The organism is Stenotrophomonas sp. YJH_SMC_130, assembly GCF_059369035.1.
On the sequence record NZ_JCAFSH010000009.1, the window covers coordinates 85,165 to 108,527 of the forward strand.

The 23,363-nt window shown below is 66.9% G+C and carries 20 protein-coding genes; 6 read left to right on the forward strand and 14 right to left on the reverse strand.

Features of this window, described 5'->3' with window-relative positions:
- Positions 1-3 precede the first annotated feature (3 nt).
- From AC5P5V_RS12510 to AC5P5V_RS12545, 8 genes are all read right to left on the reverse strand, one after another.
- Positions 4-1,275, reverse strand: coding sequence for a septal ring lytic transglycosylase RlpA family protein (locus AC5P5V_RS12510; RefSeq protein ID WP_231352297.1), 1,272 nt, complete (start codon positions 1,273-1,275; stop codon positions 4-6).
- Positions 1,272-2,417 (reverse strand): lytic murein transglycosylase B, encoded by a 1,146-nt coding sequence (mltB, locus tag AC5P5V_RS12515; protein WP_495215896.1) that lies wholly within the window; start codon positions 2,415-2,417, stop codon positions 1,272-1,274. The genes AC5P5V_RS12510 and mltB overlap by 4 nt, the downstream gene beginning before the upstream one ends.
- Positions 2,418-3,382: 965 nt before the next feature.
- Positions 3,383-4,477, reverse strand: a complete 1,095-nt coding sequence (gene rodA / locus AC5P5V_RS12520; protein WP_061479688.1) for a rod shape-determining protein RodA — start codon at positions 4,475-4,477, stop codon at positions 3,383-3,385.
- 100 nt (positions 4,478-4,577) lie between these two features.
- Positions 4,578-5,690: a rod shape-determining protein RodA gene (rodA, locus tag AC5P5V_RS12525; protein ID WP_134969356.1), complete on the reverse strand. Its 1,113-nt coding sequence runs from the start codon at positions 5,688-5,690 to the stop codon at positions 4,578-4,580.
- The gene (gene mrdA, locus AC5P5V_RS12530; protein WP_231352298.1) at positions 5,687-7,759 is read right to left on the reverse strand and encodes a penicillin-binding protein 2; all 2,073 of its coding nucleotides are present in this window, start codon (positions 7,757-7,759) and stop codon (positions 5,687-5,689) included. Before mrdA ends, rodA (AC5P5V_RS12525) begins: the two co-directional genes overlap by 4 nt.
- 3 nt (positions 7,760-7,762) lie before the next feature.
- Entirely contained in the window at positions 7,763-8,248 is a 486-nt protein-coding gene (gene mreD, locus AC5P5V_RS12535) for a rod shape-determining protein MreD (protein ID WP_006392642.1), read from the reverse strand.
- On the reverse strand, positions 8,245-9,258 hold the full coding sequence (gene mreC, locus AC5P5V_RS12540) for a rod shape-determining protein MreC (RefSeq protein WP_231352299.1): 1,014 nt from the start codon (positions 9,256-9,258) through the stop codon (positions 8,245-8,247). Before mreC ends, mreD begins: the two co-directional genes overlap by 4 nt.
- A 121-nt stretch (positions 9,259-9,379) precedes the next feature.
- Positions 9,380-10,426, reverse strand: coding sequence for a rod shape-determining protein (locus AC5P5V_RS12545; RefSeq protein ID WP_005419402.1), 1,047 nt, complete (start codon positions 10,424-10,426; stop codon positions 9,380-9,382).
- 283 nt (positions 10,427-10,709) lie between these two features.
- Between AC5P5V_RS12545 and AC5P5V_RS12550 the strand changes: the two genes are divergently transcribed.
- The gene (locus AC5P5V_RS12550) at positions 10,710-11,648 is read left to right on the forward strand and encodes a carbohydrate kinase family protein (protein WP_061479692.1); all 939 of its coding nucleotides are present in this window, start codon (positions 10,710-10,712) and stop codon (positions 11,646-11,648) included.
- A 188-nt stretch (positions 11,649-11,836) separates the two neighbouring features.
- On the opposite strand, the gene AC5P5V_RS12555 is transcribed toward AC5P5V_RS12550, so the two are convergent.
- The 4 genes from AC5P5V_RS12555 to ubiE all read right to left on the reverse strand — a co-directional run bounded on the left by AC5P5V_RS12555 (position 11,837) and on the right by ubiE (position 16,189).
- On the reverse strand, positions 11,837-12,469 hold the full coding sequence (locus AC5P5V_RS12555) for an HAD family hydrolase (protein WP_134968358.1): 633 nt from the start codon (positions 12,467-12,469) through the stop codon (positions 11,837-11,839).
- A complete protein-coding gene (locus AC5P5V_RS12560; protein ID WP_134968359.1) occupies positions 12,457-13,188 on the reverse strand; it encodes a hypothetical protein in 732 nt (243 codons plus the stop codon). Before AC5P5V_RS12560 ends, AC5P5V_RS12555 begins: the two co-directional genes overlap by 13 nt.
- Before the next feature lie 127 nt (positions 13,189-13,315).
- Complete coding sequence (locus tag AC5P5V_RS12565; protein WP_049450433.1) at positions 13,316-15,244, reverse strand: M1 family metallopeptidase; 1,929 nt, start codon at positions 15,242-15,244, stop codon at positions 13,316-13,318.
- Positions 15,245-15,427: 183 nt separating this feature from the next.
- A complete protein-coding gene (gene ubiE, locus AC5P5V_RS12570) occupies positions 15,428-16,189 on the reverse strand; it encodes a bifunctional demethylmenaquinone methyltransferase/2-methoxy-6-polyprenyl-1,4-benzoquinol methylase UbiE (protein ID WP_005419407.1) in 762 nt (253 codons plus the stop codon).
- Positions 16,190-16,270: 81 nt separating this feature from the next.
- Between ubiE and AC5P5V_RS12575 the strand changes: the two genes are divergently transcribed.
- The 5 genes from AC5P5V_RS12575 to AC5P5V_RS12595 all read left to right on the forward strand — a co-directional run bounded on the left by AC5P5V_RS12575 (position 16,271) and on the right by AC5P5V_RS12595 (position 18,643).
- The gene (locus AC5P5V_RS12575) at positions 16,271-16,723 is read left to right on the forward strand and encodes a nucleoside deaminase (protein WP_005419409.1); all 453 of its coding nucleotides are present in this window, start codon (positions 16,271-16,273) and stop codon (positions 16,721-16,723) included.
- A gap of 198 nt (positions 16,724-16,921) precedes the next feature.
- Positions 16,922-17,182, forward strand: a complete 261-nt coding sequence (locus AC5P5V_RS12580; protein ID WP_021203905.1) for a hypothetical protein — start codon at positions 16,922-16,924, stop codon at positions 17,180-17,182.
- Positions 17,183-17,257: 75 nt separating this feature from the next.
- Positions 17,258-17,593, forward strand: coding sequence for a hypothetical protein (locus AC5P5V_RS12585; protein ID WP_021203904.1), 336 nt, complete (start codon positions 17,258-17,260; stop codon positions 17,591-17,593).
- Between the two features lie 67 nt (positions 17,594-17,660).
- Positions 17,661-18,083, forward strand: a complete 423-nt coding sequence (locus AC5P5V_RS12590) for a low affinity iron permease family protein (RefSeq protein ID WP_019660693.1) — start codon at positions 17,661-17,663, stop codon at positions 18,081-18,083.
- A gap of 107 nt (positions 18,084-18,190) precedes the next feature.
- Complete coding sequence (locus AC5P5V_RS12595; protein WP_134968360.1) at positions 18,191-18,643, forward strand: REP-associated tyrosine transposase; 453 nt, start codon at positions 18,191-18,193, stop codon at positions 18,641-18,643.
- A gap of 87 nt (positions 18,644-18,730) precedes the next feature.
- On the opposite strand, the gene smeF is transcribed toward AC5P5V_RS12595, so the two are convergent.
- Together smeF and smeE are read right to left on the reverse strand one after the other, a co-directional pair.
- Complete coding sequence (gene smeF, locus AC5P5V_RS12600; RefSeq protein WP_134968361.1) at positions 18,731-20,137, reverse strand: multidrug efflux RND transporter outer membrane subunit SmeF; 1,407 nt, start codon at positions 20,135-20,137, stop codon at positions 18,731-18,733.
- A 97-nt stretch (positions 20,138-20,234) separates the two neighbouring features.
- Positions 20,235-23,357, reverse strand: a complete 3,123-nt coding sequence (gene smeE / locus AC5P5V_RS12605; RefSeq protein ID WP_231352300.1) for a multidrug efflux RND transporter permease subunit SmeE — start codon at positions 23,355-23,357, stop codon at positions 20,235-20,237.
- Between the last annotated feature and the right edge of the window lie 6 nt (positions 23,358-23,363).

The following is a 23,363-nucleotide window of genomic DNA, read 5'->3' on the forward strand; positions in this document are numbered from 1 at the left end:
GGGTCAATCCTTGACGATCTGCGGCGAACCCAGGCCCAGACCGGCAATGCGGCCGACAAGTTCCGCGGCACTGGCATGGTCGCTGGCGGGAACGCGCAGGCGGAACAGGGTGCGGCCACCGGCGGCGATGTCGCTGATGGTCGCGCCGACGATGCCGGCGGCGTTGAGCTGGCCCATTGCGCGGGTGGCATTGTCGCGGCTGGAGAAGCTGGCGACCTGCACCATCACCGCGCCCACCACCTGCTGCGACAGGCTGGGGGCCGTCGGTGTGGCCGGCGTCGTACGCGCCGGCGCCGGCGTGACCGCGCGCGGCGCGGCGCTGGCGACGGCAACCGGTGCCACAGGGGCGCTGCGCGCCGGCGGTGCGCTCGGCGGCAGGCTGCTGACCGCCACGTCCGGCACGGCGCTGGCCACGCCCTGGGTGGTGGCCGGCTGGCCACGCGCAGGCATGGCGTCGGCCGGCAGGCGCTTGACCAGGCGATCGATGTCGCTGTCGGCGGTGGCACGCGCAGCCGTTACCGGGCGCGTACTGGCCGCCGCGACAGCCGTTTCGGCGGCACGGCGCTCGCGGCGCGACGGCTTTTGGGCCAGCAGGTTGCTCTCGCCCGGTTGCAGCGCACGCACTTCCACGTTGCCGGTACCGCGCTGGGTGATGCCCAGGCGTACCGCGGCGGCATAACTGAGGTCGACCACGCGACCATCATGGAACGGGCCACGGTCGTTGACGCGCACGATCACCGACTCGCCGTTGTCCAGGTTGGTGACGCGGGCGAAGCTGGGCAGCGGCAGCGTCTTGTGCGCGGCGGTGAACTGGTACATGTCGTAGACCTCGCGGTTGGAGGTCAGGCGGCCGTGGAACTTGGCGCCGTAGTACGAGGCGGTACCGCGCTCGACATAGTTGCGGGTGTCGTCGAGCACCTTGTACGACTTGCCCAGCACCACGTACGGAGACTTGTTGCCGATGGCCGAACGCTCTTCGGCGGTCACTTCCGGCTCGGGAATGCAGGCGACGTTGGGAATGTAGTCCGGGGTGCTGTCACGCACGCCTGGCTTGTACAGCCCCCCGGCGGTGTAGTTGCCGCGCGTGTTCGGGTCTTCCTTGGCCGCGGCATAGGGCGAGCCCTCCGGGCAATGCGCCGGGCGCGAGCCGCGACCCTGCACCACCGTGCCGCTGGGCTTGCCACCGTGGCCGGCCGTGGCCGGCTTCTTCGGCGCACTGCTGCAGGCAGCGAGCGCGAGGACGATCAAGCTCGGGACCAGCCATCTGATGTTCATGCCGGGGGTAGCTCCTGTCCGGCGATGGCCTGCGACAACTGGAACACGGCCATCGCGTACATCATCGAGAGGTTGTAGCGGGTGATCGCGTAGTAATTCTGGAAGCCCAGCCAGTACTGCTTGCCGGTGCTGCCCTCAAGCGTGATCGGCGTTGCGGTGGCGCCCGGCTGCACCGCAGCGCTGGGCTGGTAGCCGCGCTGCGCCAGGTCGGCCAGCGACCAGGTCGGCATCCATTCGGTCGGGTTGAACTCCTCGCGCCCCGGCGCCAGCGTGGCCGGTACGGCCACCTGGCCACCACGGACCCAGCCGCCCTTCTTCACGAAATAATTGGCGATGGACGAGAACACATCGTCGTAGCTGGTGAACAGGTCGCGACGGCCATCGCCATTACCGTCCACGGCGTAATCGAGATAGCTGGACGGCATGAACTGGCCCATGCCCATCGCACCGGCATAGCTGCCCTTGAGCGTGGTGATGTCCAGCTTTTCCTCACGGCCCAGCTCGAACAGCTTGGCCAGCTCATCGCGGAAGAACAGCTCGCGGCGCACTTCGCGTTCCAGCTTGGCCGGGTCGCCACTGCGCGGGTAGTAGAACGCCAGCGTGTACAGCGCATCGAGCACGCGGTGGTTGCCGGCATTTTTCCCGTAACTGGTCTCCACGCCGATGATCGCCACGATCACTTCGGCCGGCACGCCGGTGCGCTGCTGCACGCGATCCAGTTCTGCACGATGCTGGGCCAGGAACGCGCGGCCGCCATCGATGCGTGCCTTGCTGATGAACATCGGCCGGTATTCGTTCCACGGTTTGACCCGTTCGGCCGGGCGCGACATGGCGGCGATGATCGGCTGGCGCACCTGCGCCTGGTCGAGCACGCTGCTGATCTGCTCTGGCTTCAGGCCATAGCGTTTGGCCGTATCGGCAACAAAGCGGGCCCGTGCGACCTCGAACGGCACCGGGGTGAGATCGACCGGCGGCGCTGTAGCAGCGGCCGCTTCGGGCGCGGCCTCGGCCGGGCCGTGGGCCTTGGTGGCGGGCTGGCGCGGCGTACTGCTGGCCTGGGGCGAAGACGGTGGGGACTTCGGCTGGGTCGCGCAGGCGACCAGGCCGAGGGTGAGCATGCAGGCCAGAGTGCGTCGAATCATCGTCGCAGGTTAGCAGGTCATGGATGAATTAAAACCCCTAACACCATGAATCACAACGATTTGCCCGCGTTCAGCGGGAAATGTGAAGACGTCGTGATCGAGCTTCCCCATTCAGATAGAGGTGGCCGGTTGCGTCCCCATCCCCGCAGACGCAACCGGCGACCGGATCCGGTCGGTACCTGCGCGGCTGCCGCTCCCCAGTGGCAGTTCCCCGCGCTCCCTGTACCCGTTGGATCAGTACTGCTCCCGCCCGACGCCCCCTCGCGCTGCATCGATTGACGGCGCGCCGTGCCGAACGGGCCGCCATTGTGCAGGCCGATTACGACAAGTCCATTGATCAAGATCAACGCGGTGTAAAAATGTGAACCAGCTAACGTTTTTTGCGGACTTTCGTCGGGGAGCGTGTTGCGTCGCATTGTTGTGAGAACGCTTCCACAACGGGCAATGCGCAGCGCCAGGAAGTCCTCGGCCAACGGCGCCGCCCCTCGGGGGTGGTCGCGAAAAGCGGTTCGCGGGTGGGGCCGGGGAGCTGGGCTGCGCAGGGGGCGCTGCAAGTACGTCCATGTAAGCTCGGTCGCCGCATCCATGCGGCTCACGCCCCTGCGCAGCCCAGCTACCCGGCCACGGACAGGTTCCGGGCGCGTTCCCCCATGGAAAAGAAAAGAAAATTCAAAAGCGGGTCGCGGCGCTGCGCTTGCTCGTGAGCCGAGCATGGCTCGGCTCTACAGGAAGCAATGAAGCAACCGGCCAAGCTGCTTTTGCCTTTGATCTTCTTTTTCTTCTCCGTGGATGGAGAACACCCGTGAACTGTCAGCGGCCGGGTGGGTGGGTAGTGCGGGGTGTCCGCGGCATGGACGGGTTTACGGCGTCCCCGCACTACTCACCCACCCGGCCAGCCCTCAGCAATCCGGTTTTAAGCGACCAACCCAACCACCCACGAGGGGCTGCGCCGTTGGCTGGAAACCCTATCCCCCGTGCACGGGCCGGTGCCCGCGTACCGCCATCACCAACCCGACGCCGGCCAGCAACGAGACAGCGGATGTCCCGCCATAACTGATCAGCGGCATCGGAATGCCCACCACCGGCAGCAGGCCGGAAATCATTCCGCCGTTCACCAGCACGTAGACGAAGAACGCCAGCCCCAGGCTACCGGCCAGCAATCGCGCGTGCGTGTCGCGCGCGTGCACCGCAATCCACAGGCAACGCCCCACCACGAACAGGTACAGCGCGAACAGCGTCGCCACGCCGATCCAGCCGAATTCCTCGGCCAGCACCGAGAACGCGAAGTCGGTGGTGTACTCGGGCAGGAAATCCAGCGTGGCCTGCGTGCCCTGCCCCCAGCCGCGTCCTTGCCAGCCCCCGGAACCGATCGCGATGCGCGATTGCAGGATGTTCCAGCCGGTACCAAGCGGGTCGGCCGCCGGGTCGAGGAAGGTCAGCACACGATCCTTCTGGTATTGCCGCAGCAAGCCGAACCACGCCAGGGGTGCAGCCACTGCCAGCCCTGCCGCCCCGGTCGCCAACCAGCCCCAGTGCAGGCCCGCCAGCAACAACGCGAACACGCCACTGGCAGTGACCAACGTGGCGGTGCCGAGGTTGGGCTGCATGAGGATCAGTACCGCCGGCATGCCGATCAGCAGCGCGGCAGTCAATACCGTGCGCGGCGAGGGCGGCAGTGGTTGCCGATGCAGGTACCACGCCACCATCAGCGGCAGGCTGAGCTTGAGCAGCTCGGACGGCTGCAGGTAGAACACGCCGAGGTTCAGCCAGCGCTGCCCGTACTTGCCGGTGCCGATGACGTACACCGCCATCAGCGGCAGCATCGACAGCGCGTAGATCGCAGGAGTCCATGCACGCAATCGCAGCAGCGAAACACGCGACAGCAGCCACATCGCCAACAGCCCACCGGCAAAGCGTGCCGCCTGCCCGGCCACCGGGCCGGACACGCTGTGCAGCACCGCCAGGCCGGCGCCCATCAGGATCAACAACGCGCCCAGCAACGGCAGATCGATCGTGCGCAGCGCCTCACGGCAGCCGCCAAGCAGTCGTTTCCATTTCACGCGGGCACGGTAGCAACGGGTGCTTGCGTGAAGCTGTCATTGTGGTCCTGCGTTTGTAGAGTCGAGCCATGCTCGACTCTACAGAAGCGCGCAGCCAATGTTACCCGTAACCCCCGTGCACCGGGTTGTGGCTGCGCACCGCCATTACCAGGCCGAAACCGGCCAGCAGCGACACCGCCGAAGTACCACCGTAGCTGATCAGCGGCATCGGCACGCCCACCACCGGCAGCAGGCCGGAAATCATCCCGCCATTCACCAGCACGTAGACGAAGAACGCCAGGCCGGTGGCACCAGCCAGCAGGCGCGAATAGGAATCGCGTGACTGGCTGGCGATCCACAGGCAGCGCCCGATCACCACCAGGTACAAAGCCAGCACGGTGGCCACGCCGATCCAGCCGAACTCCTCGCTCAGCACCGAGAACGCGAAGTCGGTGGTCTGCTCGGGAATGAAGTTCAGGTGCGACTGCGAGCCTTCGCCCCAGCCCTTGCCATCGAAGCCGCCGGAACCGATCGCGATCTTCGACTGGATGATGTTCCAGCCGGCGCCCAGCGCGTCCATCTCCGGGTCCAGGAACATCATGATGCGGTCCTTCTGGTACGGCCGCAGCAACCAGAACCAGGCTACCGGCGCAACCGCTGCCACGCCGCCCACGCCCAGCCCAACCCACCACCACGGCAGGCCCGCCAGCAGCAGCACGAACACGCCGCTGGCGGCGATCAGCACGCCGGTACCGAAGTCCGGCTGCAGCATCACCAGGCCGGTGGGTACACCGATGATGATCAAGGCCACGAGCACGGTATTGAAGCGCGGCGGCAGCGGCATCTTGTGCAGGTACCACGCCACCATCATCGGCAGGCTCACCTTCAGCAGTTCGGCCGGCTGCAGGTAGAAGAACTTCAGGTCCAGCCACTGCCGGCCATATTTACCGGTGCCCAGCACGAACACCGCCAGCAGCGGGATCATCGAGATCGCGTAGATCATCGGCGTGGCCGAGCGGATGCGCAGGATCGGCACCCGCGAGATGCCCCACAGTGCGGCCATGCCCACCGCGAAACGCGCGCCCTGCGCCATCACCAGGCTGTCGCCACCAGCGCTCTTCAGGGTCGCCAGGCCAATCACCATCAGCGCGCCCAGGGCCAGGCACAGCACCCAGTCCAGCGTGCTGAAAAAGCGGCTCAGCATGTCGCCGGCCCAGCGCAGGAACACTCTCATCGTGCGGGCTCCGCAGGGGTCGGGCGGGGCGTGGCTGGCAGCGCGGCGGTCGGCGCACCCGGCTGCGGCGCAGGCGCCGGCTCCGGTGCGGGTGCACCGATCAGCACCGGATGCTCTCCCACCTGTGCAGCGGCGAGGTCACCGGCCTGACGTGCGCCCGCGTCTTCGTTGTCGAACGCGGTGGCGCCGATGGCGGTGGTGCCGCGCTCGCTGTCCAGCGGCTGCATGCCTTCGGGCATCTTGCCCAACAGGTAAGCGTCGAACACCTTGCGCGCAATCGGCGCCGCGGCCGAACCACCATAGCCACCACCTTCCACTGCCACCGCAATTGCGATGACCGGGTTTTCGACCGGCGCGAAGCCAACGAACAGCGCGCGGTGGCGCAGGTGCATCGGCAGGCTCTTCGGGTTCACTGCAGCAGTGCCCTTGCGGCTGATGACCTGTGCGGTACCGGTCTTGCCGGCCATCACGTACGGCGCACCGACCGCTACGCGCCAGCCGCTGCCGCCGGGCCGCATGGTCGCCATCATGCCCTCGCGCACGGCCTGCACGTTGTTGGGGTTGGGGCTGACCGGCTTGCTTTCGCCGGCCGGCATTGCCGTCCAGTCGCTGTCGAAGCCGTCGCGCTGCTGGATCACCAGGTGCGGGGTGCGCAGCTGGCCGTCGGCCAGGCCGCTGACGCCGCGCGCCAGCTGCAGCGGGGTGACCTTCCAGTCACCCTGGCCGATGCTGATGTTGACCGTATCGCCGGGATACCAGGCTTCCTTGCGGGTCTTCCGTTTGTAGGCCGGCGACGGCAGGATGCCGCCGATCTCGCCGGTGAGGTCGATGCCGGTCGGCTGGCCGAAGCCGTAGTACTCCATGTAATGGTCGAAGCGCTCGATGCCCAGGTCCAGCGCCAGCTTGTAGTAATAGGTGTTGACCGATTCGGCGATGGACTTGCGCAGATCCGTCCAGCCGTGGCCGCCACGGTGGGCGTCACCCCAGCCGCGCGAGGTGCCCGGCAGGTAGAACATGCCGGTGGACAGCACCTTGTCTTCCGGGCGGCGCACGCCGGAGTCCAGTCCCGCCAGGCCGATCAGCGGCTTCAGCGTGGAACCGGGAGCGACGCCACCGAGCACCAGGCGGTTGAACTGTGGCCGCGACGGGTTTTCGTTCAAGGCCTTGAAGTCGGCATGGGAAATGCCGTTGACGAACAGGTTGGGGTCGTAGGACGGCAGGCTGACCATCGCCAGCACTTCGCCAGTGCGCGGATCCATCGCCACCGCCGAACCCTCCTGGTCGCCGAACGCGGCCACCATCGCGCGCTGCAGGTCGGCGTCGATCGACAGCCGCAGGTCGGCGCCGGACTGCGCGGCGACGCGGCCGATGGTGCGGATCGCGCGGCCCTGCACGTTGGTCTCAACCTGCTCGTAGCCGACCTTGCCGCGCAGCTGCTGCTCGTAATAGCGCTCCAGGCCGGACTTGCCGATGTGGGTCAGCGCGGCATTGCCTTCGCCGAGGATCTCCAGATCCTTGTCATCAACGCGGCCGACGTAGCCGATGATGTGCGCGAACAGGTCGCCATAGGGATAGCGCCGGGTCAGGTAGGGTTCGAGCTCGACGCCGGGGAAACGCCAGCGGTCGACGGCGAAGCGCGCCATCTCCTCGTCGCTCATGCGCAGCTTCAGCGTGACCGGCAGGAACTTGCGGCGCGCCTTGCGCGACTTGTTGAACGCTTCCAGCTCTTCCGGGCTGATGCTGATGATCTTCGCCAGCCCTTCCAGGGTGGCCTCCATGTCCTTGACCTTGTCCGGGGTCACGTCCAGGCGGAACGCCGGCACGTTCTCGGCCAGCAGGCGGCCATTGCGGTCGTAGATCATGCCGCGCCCGGGCACCACCGGCCGCGGCTTGATGCGGTTGGCTTCCGAGCGCGTGGCATAGACGTCGTGGTCCAGCACCTGCAGCTTGAAGTACCAGCCGCCCAGCCCCAGCAGGCAGACCAGCACGCCCAGGAAACCGAGCGCCGCGCGACGGCGGAACTGCTCGGCTTCGGCGTGCGGGTTCTTGACCTGGCGGCGCGGGATCATGGCTCAGCGCCCGCGCTTGCCGAAGCGCACCGCGTCCAGCAGCACGAACACCAGCGGCCACAGGCCCATGCCCAGCAGCGGCGCCCACCAGTACGACCACGGCAGCGTTGGCTCATCCACCACGATGTGCACCAGTGCGCTGACGATGCGGTCGTTGAACAGCAGGCCGCCGATGGCCAGCATCTGCTGCGACATCGGGAAGAAGCGGATGCGCGCGCGGAAGCGCTGCAGGATGAAGGCCAGCATCACCAGCCGCAGTGCCTGTTCGCCGAGGACACCGCCGTACAGCAGGTCGGCGATGACGCCGCTGGCGAAGGCGATGCCCAGGCCGACGCGCTCGGGCGCTTCGATGACCCAGTACGCCAGCACCAGCGCCAGCCAGTACGGGCGCAGCGGCTGCAGCAGCGCCGGCAGCGGCAGCAGGCCCAGCAGCAGCGCCACCACCAGGCTGGCCGGCAGCACCCACGGGTTGTCGCGCAGGCGGCTCATCGCTGCGCCTCCGGCGCGGTCGGTTGCCGGCCAGCGGCCGGCACTACCGGGGCGCTGACCGGAGCTGGCGTCGTTGCCGCTGGCGCGGTTCCCACGGGCACGGTGGCGCCGGTGGCCGGGCCACCCGGGGCGGTTTCTTCCAGCTGCAGGCGCAGCTCCGGCGGAATGCGGATCGCCGCGCCCGGGCGCAGCAGCAGCACGTCGCGGCCGCGGTCGAGCTGTGCGGCCGGCTTCAGTTCGCCGACCAGGAACGCATGGGTGTCGTCCGGGCGCAGGCCGGTGATGGTGCCGACCGGGAAGCCGGCCGGGAAACGCCCACCAAGACCGGAGGTGACGATCTCATCGCCCACTTCCACCCCGGCGCTGAGCGGAATATCGCGCAGCTCCAGCGTGTCGCCGCGGCCGTAGACGATCAGGCGCACGCCGTTGCGGGCCACGGTGACCGGCACCGCGTGGTCGGGATCGGTCAGCAGCAGCACGGTGGAGGTGCCGCCGGTCACGCTGATCACCTGCCCCATCAGGCCGCCGGCGTCGATCACCGCCTGGCCGACGTGCACGCCCTCGCGGCTGCCTGCGTCGAGCACCAGGCGCTGCTTCACCGGGTCCAGGTCGATGTCCAGGATCGGCGCCAGCTGCACGTCCAGGCCACTGCGCTCGGCCACGTTCAGCAGTTCGCGCAGCTGGGCATTGTCCAGTGCGGCGGTCTGCAGGCGGGTCAGGCGCGCGTTGGCCAGCAGCAGCTGGTTGCGCAGTTCGCGGTTCTCGGCGACCAGCTGGCTGTGGCTGGCGGCAGAATCCTTGACCTGGTTGCCCAGCTTGCCGGGCAGGCCGGCCAGTGCCCAGACCGGCTGCACCAGGCTGTTGGCCTGCTCGCGCAGGCGCGCCAGCCAGCCGGCCTGGTCATCGAGCACGATCAGGGTGATGGCCAACGCGAGATAGGCCAGCAACCGCAGGGGACTGGCGGCATCACCGGATCGGGAGGCGACGGGAGGACCGGCGTAGGGCGGCACGGCAACGATTCAACTGGCAGAAGGCGGAAGGGAAACACGCGGGCGCCCCGCCGGTGCCGGCCCGCCATCACGGCGGGCCGCACCCCGGAAGGGCGCGGCGGGCAGGAACGGCCGGGACGGCTTATTCCGGCGCAAAGAACTCGTTGCCGTGCATGTCCACCAGCTCCAGCGCACGGCCGCCACCGCGGGCCACGCAGGTCAGCGGATCGTCGGCCACCTGCACGTGCAGGCCGGTCTCCTCGGAGATCAGGCGGTCCAGGTCGCGCAGCAGGGCGCCACCACCGGTCAGCACGATGCCGCGCTCGGCGACGTCGGCGCACAGTTCCGGCGGGGTCTGCTCCAGCGCCAGCTTGACCGCGCTGACGATGCCCGACAGCGGTTCGTGCAGGGCCTCGAGCACCTCGTTGGAGCTGATCTTGATCATCTTCGGCACGCCCTCGGCGAGGTTGCGGCCGGAGATTTCCATCTCGATCACTTCCGCCTGCGGGTAGGCGCAGCCCAGCTCGACCTTGATGCGCTCGGCGGTGGCTTCACCGATCAGCATGCCGTGGTTGCGGCGCACGTAGTTGGTGATGGACTCGTCGAAGCGGTCGCCGCCGATGCGGACCGAGGCCGAATAGACGATGCCGTTGAGCGAGATGACCGCCACTTCGGTGGTGCCGCCGCCGATGTCGATGACCATCGAGCCACGGGCTTCGGTGACCGGCATGCCGGCGCCGATCGCGGCGGCCATCGGTTCTTCGATCAGGAACACGTCACGGGCACCGGCTTCCTCGGCCGATTCCTTGATCGCGCGGCGCTCGACCTGGGTCGAGCCGGCCGGCACGCAGACCAGGACGCGCGGGCTCGGGCGCAGCACGCGCGACTTGTGCACCTTCTTGATGAAGTGCTTGAGCATCGCCTCGGTATAGGTGAAGTCGGCGATGACGCCGTCCTTCATCGGGCGGATGGTGGTGATGTGGCCCGGGGTACGGCCCAGCATCTGCTTGGCTTCGGCGCCGACGGCTGCCACCGAGCGGGTGCCACCGATGGCACGGTCCTGGCGCACGGCCACGACCGACGGCTCGTTCAGCACGATCCCCTGCCCGCGCACGTAGATGAGGGTGTTGGCCGTGCCCAGGTCGATGGACAGGTCGTTGGAGAACATGCCACGGAGTTTCTTGAACATCTGAGGAAGGAGTCCTGAGGGGTGTCGTGCCCGCCGCGGGATGGCGAAAAAATGGGCAGAAATCGAGGCCGACAAGCCTAGCAACCCGCCTGCCGCCGAGCAAGGAAAAAACTAGCTGAACCCGCGTCTTCACAGGCTTTCGGCCTGATCGGGTCTCACCCGGTTCTGGCCCTGAGCGGCACCAGCGGGTAACCTTTGCGCCGTCGGGCGCCCAAGGGCGCCGTTTGCTTGCCCGCTGAACCGGGCCGGCCCACCCCAAAATTCACCGCATAGGCTTACATCGATGTCCGCTCTGATCTGTGGTTCTCTTGCCTTCGACACCATCATGGTGTTTCCGGACCAGTTCAAGAATCACATCCTGCCGGACAAGGTGCACATCCTGAACGTGTCCTTCCTGGTGCCGCGCATGCGCCGCGAGTTCGGCGGCTGCGCAGGCAACATCGCCTACAACCTGCACCTGCTGGGCGGCCAGCCGATCCCGATGGGCACCGTGGGTTCGGACTTCGGCCCGTACCGCGAATACTTCGAAGGCCTGGGCATCGACCTGTCGCGCGTGCGCGTGATCGATGAGCTGTTCACCCCGCAGGCGTTCATCACCACCGACCACGACAACAACCAGATCACCGCCTTCCACCCGGGCGCGATGATGCGTTCCTACGAGAACCACGTGCGTGGGGTGCCGGGCGTGACCCTGGGCCTGGTCGGCCCGGACGGCCGCGAAGGCATGATCCAGAACGCGCAGGAATTCCACGAAGACGGCATCCCGTTCATCTTCGACCCGGGCCAGGCCATGCCGCTGTTCAACGGCCCGGAACTGCGCGCCTTCATCGAGCAGGCCGACTACGTGGTGGTCAACGACTACGAGTCGAACCTGCTGCAGGAGCGCACCGGCTGGGACGAAAAGGAGATCGTCAGCCGGGTCAAGGCCTACATCACCACCCGCGGCCCGAAGGGCGCGGTCATCCACACCCCGGAAAAGAGCTACGACATCCCGCCGGCGCACGAGCGCCGCGTGGTCGACCCGACCGGCTGTGGCGACGCCTTCCGCGCCGGCCTGATCTACGGCATCCAGAAGGGCTACGACTGGCTGACCATCGGCCGCATGGGCAACCTGATGGGCGCGCTGAAGGTCGAGCATCCGGGCACGCAGAACCAGCGCTTCACCTTCGATGAGTTCAACGAGCAGTTCAAGCAGCAGTTCGGTTACGCGCTAAGCGCGTAAACCGAACTGCCCGCACATCTGATCGGTGGGTGTCGACCTTGGTCGACACTGCCGGCCAGCGGCCGGCACTACCGGAACCTCCGACCGACACGTTGCCTGCTCTCTGTAGAGCCGAGCCCATGCTCGGCTTGCGCGCGCCAGCGCGATCTGACCGGAGAGCAGCCGAGCGTGGGCTCGGCTCTACATCATCAGGCGCCCTGCCAGGCAGCCAACAAGGCGCGGCAATCGGCGAAATGCCAGTCGGCACGGCCCGGCCACGGGTTTTCCGGCAGGTTGACCAGCACGGTATGGGTGCCTGCGGCACGGCCGCACTCCAGGTCGTAGGCGTGGTCACCGACCATCACCGCCTCGGCAGGCCCGATGCCCCAACGCCGCAGATGCTGCTGCAGGCCCTCCGGGGAGGGCTTGGGCACCGCTTCATCGCGACCAATGATGTCGGCATCGTCGAACAACGCCCCGACCCCGATCGCCTCCAGCGTCAGCTTCGCCAGCGCATGATCATTGCGGGTCAGGATGCCGAGCCGGCAGCCTGCCGCCGACAACGCGCGCAGCAGCTTCACCGCACCCGGTGCCGGCAGTGCGTCCTCGGCCAGCGCGCGCTCATGATCCAGCAACCACTCACGCTTGGCCTGCGCCGGCGCATCCGGCAACGCCGCGATATGGTCGAGGATGTCTTCCTCGGCCGTAATCTGCAATGCGCGGCGGATCGCGGCGAAATCATGCACGGCCACAGTCAGCGTGCCATCCATGTCGAACACCCAGTGCCGGATCGCGGACAACGCGTGCACTGCGCTGCCCGCCGCCCCCGTCACTGCCACCACTGCGGCATGCGGCTGGCGTCGACGCCACCCGTTTCGAACACCGCCGTGCGGGTGCCGCCGGCCTTGACCGGGAACTCGATGCTGATCGACCTGCCCTTGCGCGCCAGCTTCCACAGCGCCTTCTGGTCGGTGATGAACAGGGCGATGGCCTCATCGGTCTTCGGGCGCCAGGCCGCCATCGACACCGGCTTGCCATCGTCCACGGTCACCTTCACCGTGCACTGCGGGCAGCGGAAATCGCCAGCCTGCAGCACCAGGTAGGCGTGCCGCTTCCACTCCGGGTGATCGCGGAACACCAGCTGCACCGGCTTGGCACCACTGCCGTCCACGTCCACCCGTTCCTTGCTGTAGATCGACGCCGAGACCTGGCTGCCCTTGCTGCCGACCGGAATCTGGTTGTACTGCCACAGCCCCTGCATGCGGCGCAGGTCGCGCGCGGCATCGCCCTTGGCCTTTACTTCATCGAAACCGGCGGCGATGCGCTCGGCGGCGGCGGTGTCCTTGTACTGGTCCAGCAGCGAGGCACCATGCAGGCGCGCGCGTTCCCAGTCCTGCGCGGCCACAGCCATGTCGTACTGCTTGGCGACGTCCTCGGCCTTGGCTTCCTTCTGCGCCTGCACGGCGGCTGCGGCGGCTTCCTGCGCCTTGCGTTCTTCCTCGGGGTTGCTGCAGGCGGCCAGCGCCAGGGTGCAGGCGGTGAGCAGGATCAGTCGTTTCATGGCGGAGGTCCTTTGCGAGTGCATCCCGATTCTATCGGCAGCGAAAAGCGGATACACCAACGGCGGGTTTCCCCGCCGTTGGTGGTGAAGCAGTGACCGGTTGCCGGCCAGCGACCGGCACTACCGCTTACTTGGCTTCAGCCTTGGCCAGCATGTCCTGGACCGAGGCGGTCGTGATCGGGTGGTAGCCCGGCTTGGCCTTTTCGAAGGCCTGCTTGGCCAGCTCCAGACCCTTCGGCGTCTTCACCAGTTCGGCATAGATCGGCAGGATCAGCTTGCGACGGCCGACGCGTTCGATGAACGCAGCGGCGCCTTCATTGGCCTGCTCGTAGCCGCTGCGGATCGCCAGCGGGTACCAGCGCATGGCGATCTCGCCATTCGGGGTGCCGGTGAAGTGGAAGGCCTTGTCCAGCGTGGCCAGCTTGTCCAGCGGCTGGGTCGCGCCCAGGCCATCGATGAAGCGCACCCATTCCTGCGTGCTCCAGTCGGCGATGACCTGGCTGCTCGGCACGGTGCCGGCGCTGGCGAAGGCGATGCGCGCGGTATCGACGCTGCTGAAGTTGCGCGACTGCGCCTTGGCCGCGAACGCCGGAATGCCCGGCTCGTCCAGCCATGCCTTCAGTTCGGCCTCGGTCACTGCCGACGGATTCTTCGGCAGCAGGTTCTTCTTCATGTAGTCGACGAACTGGTCGGTGTTCGCGCTCTGGAAAGCATGGTCATCGAACCAGCCACGCAGGAACGGATCGAAGGTCTCGCGGCCGAAGCGCTGCTCCAGGAATTCCAGGAACCACGCACCCTTGACGTAGGCCACCTGGCTGAGCGCTTCGTCGGGATCACGCTCGTTCAGCGGCGGCAGCGCCAGCGCCTGGTCGGCCGGGCTCATGTCCTTCACTTCGGCCAGCAGGTCGGTCTGGTCGATCTGCTTCTCCATCTCGGCCATTTCCTTGCCGTACAGGGCTTCGGTGATGCGGCCCTGGACGTAGGTGGTGAAGCCTTCATTGAGCCAGATGTCCTTCCAGCTGGCGTTGGTCACCAGGTTGCCCGACCAGCTGTGCGCCAGTTCGTGGGCGACCAGCGAGACCAGCGACTTGTCGCCGACGATCACGGTCGGGGTGGCGAAGGTCAGGCGCGGGTTCTCCATGCCACCGAACGGGAACGACGGCGGCAGCACCAGCATGTCGTAGCGGCCCCAGCGGTATTCGCCGTACAGCTTCTCGGCGGCACCGATCATCTTCTCGGTGTCCTCGAATTCCTTGGCGGCCTTGTTGACCATGGTCGGCTCGGCCCAGACGCCGGAGCGGCCAGAGATCGGCTCGAACACCAGGTCGCCAGCGGCGATGGCCAGCAGATAGGACGGAATCGGCTGCGGCATCTTGAAGGTGTAGTCACCATCACGCGCGGCCTTCGGATCGTTGTCGGCGCTCATCAGCACCATCACGTCCGGGCGCGAGACCACGTGCGCGCTGTAGGTGAAGCGCACGCTCGGGGTGTCCTGCAGCGGCACCCACGAACGGGCGTGGATGGCCTGCGACTGGCTGAACATGAAGGGCAGCTTCTTGCCCTCGGTCATCGACGGTGCCAGCCACTGCAGGCCCGATGCGGTCGGCGCGGTGTGGTAGCTCACTTCCACCTTGGCCGGCTGTTCCGGGGCCTCGATGGTCAGCTTGCTGCCGAACACCTTGTCAGCCGCGGCCAGCTCGAACTTCAGCGGGCTGCGCGCGCCATCGGCGGCGACGGCCTCGACCTTGGACACGGTCAGCTCGCGAGTGTCGAGCACCAGCTGCCTGGCGTCCTTCTGCTTCCATTCCAGGGTGTAGGTGGCGGTGCCGCCGATCTGCTTCTGGTCGAAGTCCAGCTTCAGATCCAGCGCGATGTCCTTGATGACGACCTTGTCCGGCTCGGCGTACGAGCTTTCGTCGTGGCTGCGGTTCTCGGCGTTCACGGGGGCGGCAGGGGCCTTTGCGGCAGTCGGGGCGGCGGCGGGCGCGGCCGCCTCCTGGGAGCAGCCGGCGGCCAGGGCCACGGCCAGCGGAAGGAGCATCAGCGGATTACGCATGAATCGGGACCGTTACGGGGATCAAACCCCAATGGTACCTCCCTCCGGCCCGGCAGGCGTTGCGCGGTGCGGGGTAATGGCCGGCACAGCGCCGGTAGTGCCGGCCGCTGGCCGGCAACCCCGTCGCCCGGTGGTTGCCCGCACAGGTGCCGGCCAGCGGCCGGCACTACCGGAACACCGGGCTTACAGCTTGTAGCCGGAGTGGATCGAGACGATGCCGCCGGTCAGGTTCTTGTAGTGGCAGCGCTCGAAGCCGGCCTGCCCCATCATCGCCTTCAGTTCGTCCTGCGGCGGATGCTTGCGGATGCTCTCGGCCAGGTACTGGTAGCTGTCCGAATCGTTGGCGAACAACTTGCCCAGCCTGGGCAGGATCTTGAACGAGTGGAAGTCGTAGATCGGCTTGAACCAGTCGGCAGTGACTTCGGAGAACTCCAGCACGCGGGCCTGGCCGCCCACCTTCAGCACGCGGTACATCTCGCGCAGGCCGGCGTCCTTGTCGGTCACGTTGCGCAGGCCGAAGGCAATGGTGACCAGGTCGAAGCTGTTGTCCGGGAACGGCAGGGCTTCGGCGTTGCACTGCACGTAGTCCAGGCCAAGCACCAGGCCGCGGTTGGTCAGGCGGTCCCGGCCGACCGACAGCATGCCGGCGTTGATGTCGCCCAGCACCACCGAGCCCTCGGCGCCGACGCGTTCCTTCAGCAGGGCGGCGATGTCGCCGGTGCCGCCGGCCAGATCGAGCACGCGGTCGCCCGGCTTCACCTGCGCGGTCGCGACGTAGTAGCGCTTCCACGCCCGGTGCACGCCCAGGCTCATCAGGTCGTTCATCAGGTCGTAGTTGCGCGCGACCGAGGTGAACACCTGGCCGACCAGCTTCTGCTTGTCCTTGGCGGCGACGTCGCGGAACCCGAAATGGGTGGTACCGGCTTTATAGGGGGATTCGCTCATGGCCCCGATTATCGCACCGCCGGGGGCCAGCGGCACCCCCTGCCCGTATGATGGCGGGCCACGACTGACCGGAGCCCCCGCATGATCACCACGCCCGACTACCAGGCCCTGCTGCAGACCGCCATCGCCGAAGCCCGCCAGGGCCTGGCCGAGGGCGGCGTGCCGATCGGCGCGGCGCTGTACCACAACGACGGCCGCCTGCTCGGCTGCGGCCACAACCGCCGCGTGCAGGAAGGCGACCCGTCGGTGCACGGCGAAACCGACGCCTTCCGCAAGGCCGGCCGCCAGCGCCGCTACCAGGACACCATCATGGTCACCACCCTGGCGCCGTGCTGGTACTGCTCGGGCCTGGTGCGCCAGTTCAACATCGGCACCGTGGTGGTGGGCGAATCGCGCACGTTCCAGGGCGGCATCGACTGGCTGCGCGAGAACGGCGTCAACGTGATCGACCTCGACAACCAGGAATGCGTCGACCTGCTCGGCGATTTCATCAGCCGCCATCCGGACATCTGGAACGAAGACATCGGTGAATGAGCCACACACCGTCATCCGTTGAACCCGTTTAATGAACGCTTCAGTGCCGCCACCTCTTGGTGCGGACAGCGTTTGCGGCCATTGCCGTGACCGCGCGCACAGTCAGCTGGACTGCGTGCACACACTGCGGTAACACCCCACCCGGCTGACACGCCTAGGGTGGGGTTACCGGGGCTCGTTTCCCCGGCGGAGCCAGCCATGTGCGCGCACGCCGTACGACCTACGCCCGACCCGATCCTCGAATCCATCCGCGAACGCCTGCAGCAGCACTTCGCGCTGCACCGGCGCAGTGCGTCGTTCTGGAGTGCCTACCAGGGCCTGCAGCTGGAACTGGTGCGCGGCCAGCCGCGCGATCACGAGCGACTGTGCAACGCGATGGCCACCATGGCCGAGCAGATGGGGGCGGTCGAGCACGCGCAACTGATCAGCAATCGCCACACCGGCTCCACATCCCGCTGACGCGGCATGCACCGGCAGATACGCCACACTCCGATGAACCCCCACTCCCTTTCCACTCAACCGAACTGGATTGTCATGCACGCTGAAGTCCCCACCATTCCCCCGGTCATCAACGTAGACGCCGAGCTTGACCACTGGCGCCGCCAGCATGCCGAGGGCGCACTGCCGCACAACTCGTTCGGCTCCTACGTGCCGTGGATCAAGTTCGCCTGTGATTCGCTGATCACCCAGCCGCGCGCCAGCGAGGCCGAACGTGACGAAATGTTCCAGACCCAGTACGCCCTGCAGATCATGCCGCGGCTGAGCGAAGCACAGGCCCGCGAGTTCGTCGACCTCTGCTGGCAGCACGTCTATCAGAGCAGCCCGGTGCGCAGCCTGCAGGCGCCACGACTGCAACGCATGCGCGCCTGACGGCCGCTGCACGGCGCCTCCACGCGCCACTGCCGATCATCCTCGTCACCTGAGTGGGACGACGACGATGAAAGCACGCAACCTGTTCAATACGATCGCCAAGAAGGCTGCCGCCGCCACGGGCTCGCCGTGGACCTTCCTGGCTGCAGTGGCGATCGTGGTGATCTGGGGCATCAGTGGCCCGGTGTTCGGCTTCAACGACACCTGGCAGCTGGTGATCAACACCGGCACCACCATCATCACCTTCCTGATGGTGTTCCTGATCCAGCACACGCAGAACGCGGACACCGCCGCGATGCAGATCAAGCTGGACGAGCTGATCCGGGCAACCGCCGAGGCCAACAACGAGCTGCTGGATCTGGAAGAACTGGACGAGGCACGCCTGGAAGAGATCCGCGCCGAGTACGAGCAGATGGCGCGCGAAGCCGGCGATGCGCTCGCGCGGGTGCGCGCCTGCCATGCAGCGCGGCGCGACGATGAAGCGATCTGACGGTAGCGCCGGGCCATGCCCGGCGAGCGCGATACCCGGAAGAATCCCACACGGGCCATCGCCCTCGGCTGATAACGGCGGACATCCCATCAGTGCAGACTGGCGCCATGTCCAGCCGTCAGCTGGAACGCGGCCGCCACTCCCGTATCGGGGGCTACTACGTCCTCACCACGGTCGTACGCCACCGGCGTCCGGTCTTTGAAGATCCACGTTGTGCAACGTGTCTTGTGGGTGCATTGAGGTATGTTGAACGCACGGGCCTCAGCCGGTCCTTTGCTTGGGTCGTCATGCCTGACCATCTGCACTGGCTGATGCAGCTGCGCGACGGATCACTGGCGCGCATGATGGGAACGGTGAAATCCCGCAGCAGCCGGTTGCTGGGGCAGCAGTTCGGCATACAGACGCCTTTGTGGCAGACGAGCTATTTCGATCACGCGGTACGCAGCGAGGAAGCCTTGAGGCGCCATGCGTTGTACATCCTGGTCAACCCCATCCGAGCAGGGTTGACCCTGCATCTCGATGAATATCCGTTTGCATGGTGCCGTTGGCCCATGCGGTAGCGCCTGGCCATGCCCGGCGAGCACGAAGTGCGGTCCGCCCAGACGTCAGGCATGCAGGAACGAAAAGCCGCCGGGCGTGGCCCGGCGCTACCGGTATCGAATTGCTGCTAAGCCGCGCTCGTGCCAGCCGCCGCCCAGTACCTTGTACAGGGTGATGCGGTTGGCCTGCTGGGCCAACTGCGCCTGCAACTGGGTCTGCTGCGCGTTGTAGGCAGTACGTCGTGCGTCCAGCAGGGTCACGAAGCTGTCCAGGCCGGCGTCGTAACGTGCCTGCGACAGGCGGTTGGCCTGTTCGGCCGCGTCCACCAGGCGCTGCTGTGAACTCACCTGTTCATCCAGGCTGACATTCAACGCCAGCGCATCGGCGGTTTCGCGGAAGCCCACCTGGATCGACTTCTCGTACTGCGCCAGTGCGATATCACGATCAGCGTTGGCGACGGCCAGGTTGGCGCGCAGCTTGCCGCCCTGGAAGATCGGCAGGGTGATCTTCGGCAGGAAACTCCATACGCGAGTGCCGCTGTCGAACAGGCTGGACAATTCGCTGGAGCCACTGCCAATGCTGCCGGTCAGCGAGATGCTCGGGAAGAACGCGGCACGTGCCGCGCCGATGTTGGCATTGGCGGCCAGCAGCTGGTGTTCGGCGGCCATGATGTCCGGGCGCTGCAGCAGCACATCGCTGGGCAGGCCGGCCGGCGGAGGCGCCAGTGCCAGCAACTGCGGTTCGATGCCGTCCGGCAGCAGCGCCGGATCCAACTGGCCACCGGCCAGCAGCGCCAGCGCGTTGCGGTCCTGGGCCAGCTGGCCACGCAGGCGCGCTGCATCAGTGCGCGCGGTCTCGACCAGCGTGCGGGTCTGGGTCAGTTCCAGTGCCGAACTGCCACCACGCTCGTGGCGGGCCTCGGCCAAGCGCAACGAATCCTCGTAGGTCTTCAGCGTGGCATCGGCGATCTTCAGACGCTGGGCATCGGCACCGTAGGTCAGCCACGCCGTCGCTGTCTCAGCCACCAGGCTCAGCTGCGCGTTGCGACGATTGGCAGCTACGGCAAAGTACTGCTGCAGTGCCGCTTCGCTGAGGTTGCGCACGCGGCCGAACAGGTCCAGCTCGAACTCGGCCACGCCGACACCGGCGGTGAACTGCTCGGTGACGCCAGCGTCGGTGCCCTGGCGCTGCATCTGGCCGGTGACGGCCACGCCGGGCACGCGGTCGGCGCGCTGCACGCGGTACTGGCCGCGCGCGCGTTCAACGTTGAGCACGGCCACGCGCAGGTCGCGGTTGTTCTGCAGCGACTGCTCGATCACCTGCTGCAGGCGCGCATCGGTGAAGAAATCGCGCCAGCCGACGGCGGCGACATCAGCCACCTGGCCCTGTGCAGCCTCGGCCGGCCACTGCGCCGGAATTGCCGGAGCGACCGCGGTGTTCTTCGGCACCAGAGTGGAGCAGCCGGCCAGCGCGAGCGCGGCGGCCAGGGATACAGCAAGAGAAGAGAATTTCATGGCGACACCTTGGGGGTCACGGTGGTAGCGCCGGGCCATGCCCGGCGGCTACGCGGTGAGGCATCCGCCGGGCATGGCCCGGCGCTACCGGATTTCATCACTCGGCGGTCTTGCGCTTGAACACGCGCTGCACCACCACGAAGAACAGCGGCACGAAGAACACGCCGAGCACGGTGCCGACGATCATGCCGCCGAGCACGCCGGTGCCGATCGCCTGCTTGGCGCCGGAACCGGCACCGGTGGAAATCGCCAGCGGTACCACGCCCATGCCGAAGGCCAGCGAGGTCATCACGATCGGACGCAGGCGGTCGCGCACGGCATGCATGATCGATTCGATCAGGCCTGCGCCCTTCTCCAGGTTCTCCTTGGCGAACTCCACGATCAGGATCGCGTTCTTGCTGGTCAGGCCCACCGTGGTCAGCATCGCCACCTGGAAGTAGATATCGCGTTCCAGGCCCTTGAAGGTATTGGCCAGCACCGCGCCGAGGATGCCCAGCGGGGCCGCCAGCAGCACTGCGGTCGGCACGCTCCAGCTTTCGTACATCGCGGCCAGGCACAGGAATACGATCATCAGCGAGAGCGTGTACAGCAGTGGCGTCTGCGAGCCAGCCTGGCGCTCCTGGTATGACATCGCCGTCCATTCGATGCCGAAGCCCGCCGGCAGCTGCTTGGCCAGTTGTTCGATCTCGGCCATGGCATCACCGGAGGCGACACCCGGGGCCGGTTCGCCCTGGATTTCCATGGCCGACACACCGTTGTAGCGTTCCAGGCGCGGCGAACCGTAATCCCAGTGCTTGGTAGCGAAGGCACTGAACGGCACCATTTCACCCTTGTCGTTCTTCACGGACCAGAGATCGAAGTCCTCCGGCACCATGCGGAACGGCTGGTCGGCCTGCACGAACACACGCTTGACGCGGCCACGATCGACGAAGTCGTCGATGTACGAGCTGCCCCACGCGGCGGCCAGCGTGCCGTTGATCTGGTCGATCGACAGCCCCAGCGAGGTCGCCTTGGCCGCGTCGATGTCGATGCGGAACTGCGGCGTGTCCTCCTGGCCGTTCGGGCGCACGTTGGCCAGCTTCTTGCTGCCGGCGGCGAGGCCGAGCAGCTGGTTGCGCGCGGCCACCAGTGCCTCGTGGCCCTGGCCGCTGTTGTCCTTCAGGAAGAAGGTATAGCCCGAGGCGGTGCCCAGTTCCGGGATGGCCGGCGGCGGGAAGGCGAAGATGAAGGCATCCTTGATCTGGCCCAGGGCCGCCATCGCGCGTCCGGTGATCGGCATCACGCCATTGTTGGCGTCACGCTCGCTCCAGTCCTTCAGCTTGACGAATGCCATGCCGGCGTTCTGGCCCATGCCGGCGAAGCTGAAGCCCTGCACCGAGAACACCGAGTCCACCGCATCCTTCTCGTTCTGCAGGAAGTGGTTTTCCAGTGCCGCGATCGATTCCAGCGTACGTTCCTGGGTGGCACCCACCGGGGCCTGCACCAGCGCCATCAACACGCCCTGGTCTTCGTTGGGCAGGAATGAGCTGGGCAGGCGCACGAACAACACGCCCATCAGCACGAACAGCGCCGCCACGATGCCCATGAAGCGCCACGGGCGATGGATGATGCCGCGCACGCCACGCTGGTAGCTTTCGCTGGTGCGGTCGAATCCACGGTTGAAGCCATTGAAGAAGCGACCGGCCAGGCCGCGGTGGGCAACATGATGCTCGCCCTTCTTCAACGGCTTGAGCATGGTCGCGCACAGTGCCGGCGTCAGCACGATCGCCACCAGTACCGACAACGCCATTGCAGAGACGATCGTGGCCGAGAACTGCCGGTAGATCACGCCGGTGGATCCGCTCATGAAGGCCATCGGCACGAACACCGCCGACAGCACCAGGCCGATGCCCACCAGCGCGCCGGTGATCTGGCCCATCGACTTGCGGGTCGCCTCGAGCGGCGACAGTCCTTCCTCGGACATGATGCGCTCGACGTTCTCCACCACCACGATGGCATCGTCCACCAGCAGGCCGATCGCCAGCACCATCGCGAACATGGTCAGCATGTTCACCGAGAAGCCGAGCATGGCCAGCACGCCGAAGGTACCCAGCAGCACCACCGGCACGGCGATGGTCGGGATCAGGGTGGCGCGGAAGTTCTGCAGGAACAGGTACATCACCACGAACACCAGCACGATCGCTTCGATCAGGGTCTGCACCACGCCCTTGATCGACACGCGCACGAACGGGGTGGTGTCGTACGGGACCTCCGCCTTCAGCCCGGCCGGGAAGAAGCTCTTCATGTCTTCCAGCGCAGCATTCACGCCGGCGGCGGTATCCAGCGCGTTGGCGCCGGTGGCCAGGGTCACCGCCAAGCCGCTGGCCGGCTGGCCGTTGTAGCGGGTGACGAAGTCGTAGGACTCGGCACCCAGTTCGACGCGGGCAACGTCGCCCAGGCGCAGCTCGGCACCGTCCTGCGCGCCGCGCACGATGATGTTGCGGAACTGTTCCGGGGTCTGCAGGCGCGACTGCGCGTTGATGGTGGCGTTGAGCTGCTGGCCCTTCACCGACGGCGCACCGCCGAGCTGGCCGATCGCCACCTGGGCATTCTGCGCCTTGATCGCCGCAGTCACTTCCGCGACGGACAGGCCATAGGTATGCAGCTTGTTCGGGTCCAGCCAGATGCGCATGGCGTACTTGCCACCGAATACCTGGATGTTGCCCACGCCCGGCACGCGGCTGAGGCGGTCGACGACATTGGAACCGACGTAGTCGGCGATGTCGTTGGCGTCCATGCTGCCGTTCTCGGACACGAACGCGATGACGTTCAGGAAGCCCGAGCTGGACTTGGCCACGTTGATGCCCTGCCGCTGCACTTCCTGCGGCAGCAGCGGCATGGCCAGCTGCAGCTTGTTCTGCACCTGCACCTGGGCGATGTCCGGGTTGGTGCCGCTCTCGAAGGTCAGGGTGATGGTGGCCTGGCCGTTGGACGAGCTGTTGGAGGAGAAGTAGATCAGGCCATCAAGGCCCTTCATGTTCTGCTCGATGATCTGCGTCACCGAGTCTTCGACCACCTTGGCCGATGCACCCGGGTAGGTGGCGCTGATTTCCACCGCCGGCGGCGCGACGTTGGGGTACATCGAGACCGGCAGCTTGAACAGGGCCAGGCCGCCGGCGAGCATGATGATGATGGCGATCACCCACGCGAAGATGGGTCGATCGATGAAAAAGCGTGCCATGGGGTT

Bases quoted from the DNA above. Each gene is read 5' to 3' on its own strand.
- AC5P5V_RS12510 (WP_231352297.1), bottom strand. From the start codon at position 1,275: ATGAACATCAGATGGCTGGTCCCGAGCTTGATCGTCCTCGCGCTCGCT.
- mltB (WP_495215896.1), bottom strand. From the start codon at position 2,417: ATGATTCGACGCACTCTGGCCTGCATGCTCACCCTCGGCCTGGTCGCC.
- rodA (WP_134969356.1), bottom strand. From the start codon at position 5,690: ATGAGAGTGTTCCTGCGCTGGGCCGGCGACATGCTGAGCCGCTTTTTC.
- mrdA (WP_231352298.1), bottom strand. From the start codon at position 7,759: ATGATCCCGCGCCGCCAGGTCAAGAACCCGCACGCCGAAGCCGAGCAG.
- mreD (WP_006392642.1), bottom strand. From the start codon at position 8,248: ATGAGCCGCCTGCGCGACAACCCGTGGGTGCTGCCGGCCAGCCTGGTG.
- AC5P5V_RS12545 (WP_005419402.1), bottom strand. From the start codon at position 10,426: ATGTTCAAGAAACTCCGTGGCATGTTCTCCAACGACCTGTCCATCGAC.
- AC5P5V_RS12550 (WP_061479692.1), top strand. From the start codon at position 10,710: ATGTCCGCTCTGATCTGTGGTTCTCTTGCCTTCGACACCATCATGGTG.
- AC5P5V_RS12560 (WP_134968359.1), bottom strand. From the start codon at position 13,188: ATGAAACGACTGATCCTGCTCACCGCCTGCACCCTGGCGCTGGCCGCC.
- AC5P5V_RS12565 (WP_049450433.1), bottom strand. From the start codon at position 15,244: ATGCGTAATCCGCTGATGCTCCTTCCGCTGGCCGTGGCCCTGGCCGCC.
- ubiE (WP_005419407.1), bottom strand. From the start codon at position 16,189: ATGAGCGAATCCCCCTATAAAGCCGGTACCACCCATTTCGGGTTCCGC.
- AC5P5V_RS12575 (WP_005419409.1), top strand. From the start codon at position 16,271: ATGATCACCACGCCCGACTACCAGGCCCTGCTGCAGACCGCCATCGCC.
- AC5P5V_RS12580 (WP_021203905.1), top strand. From the start codon at position 16,922: ATGTGCGCGCACGCCGTACGACCTACGCCCGACCCGATCCTCGAATCC.
- AC5P5V_RS12585 (WP_021203904.1), top strand. From the start codon at position 17,258: ATGCACGCTGAAGTCCCCACCATTCCCCCGGTCATCAACGTAGACGCC.
- AC5P5V_RS12590 (WP_019660693.1), top strand. From the start codon at position 17,661: ATGAAAGCACGCAACCTGTTCAATACGATCGCCAAGAAGGCTGCCGCC.
- AC5P5V_RS12595 (WP_134968360.1), top strand. From the start codon at position 18,191: ATGTCCAGCCGTCAGCTGGAACGCGGCCGCCACTCCCGTATCGGGGGC.
- smeF (WP_134968361.1), bottom strand. From the start codon at position 20,137: ATGAAATTCTCTTCTCTTGCTGTATCCCTGGCCGCCGCGCTCGCGCTG.
- smeE (WP_231352300.1), bottom strand. From the start codon at position 23,357: ATGGCACGCTTTTTCATCGATCGACCCATCTTCGCGTGGGTGATCGCC.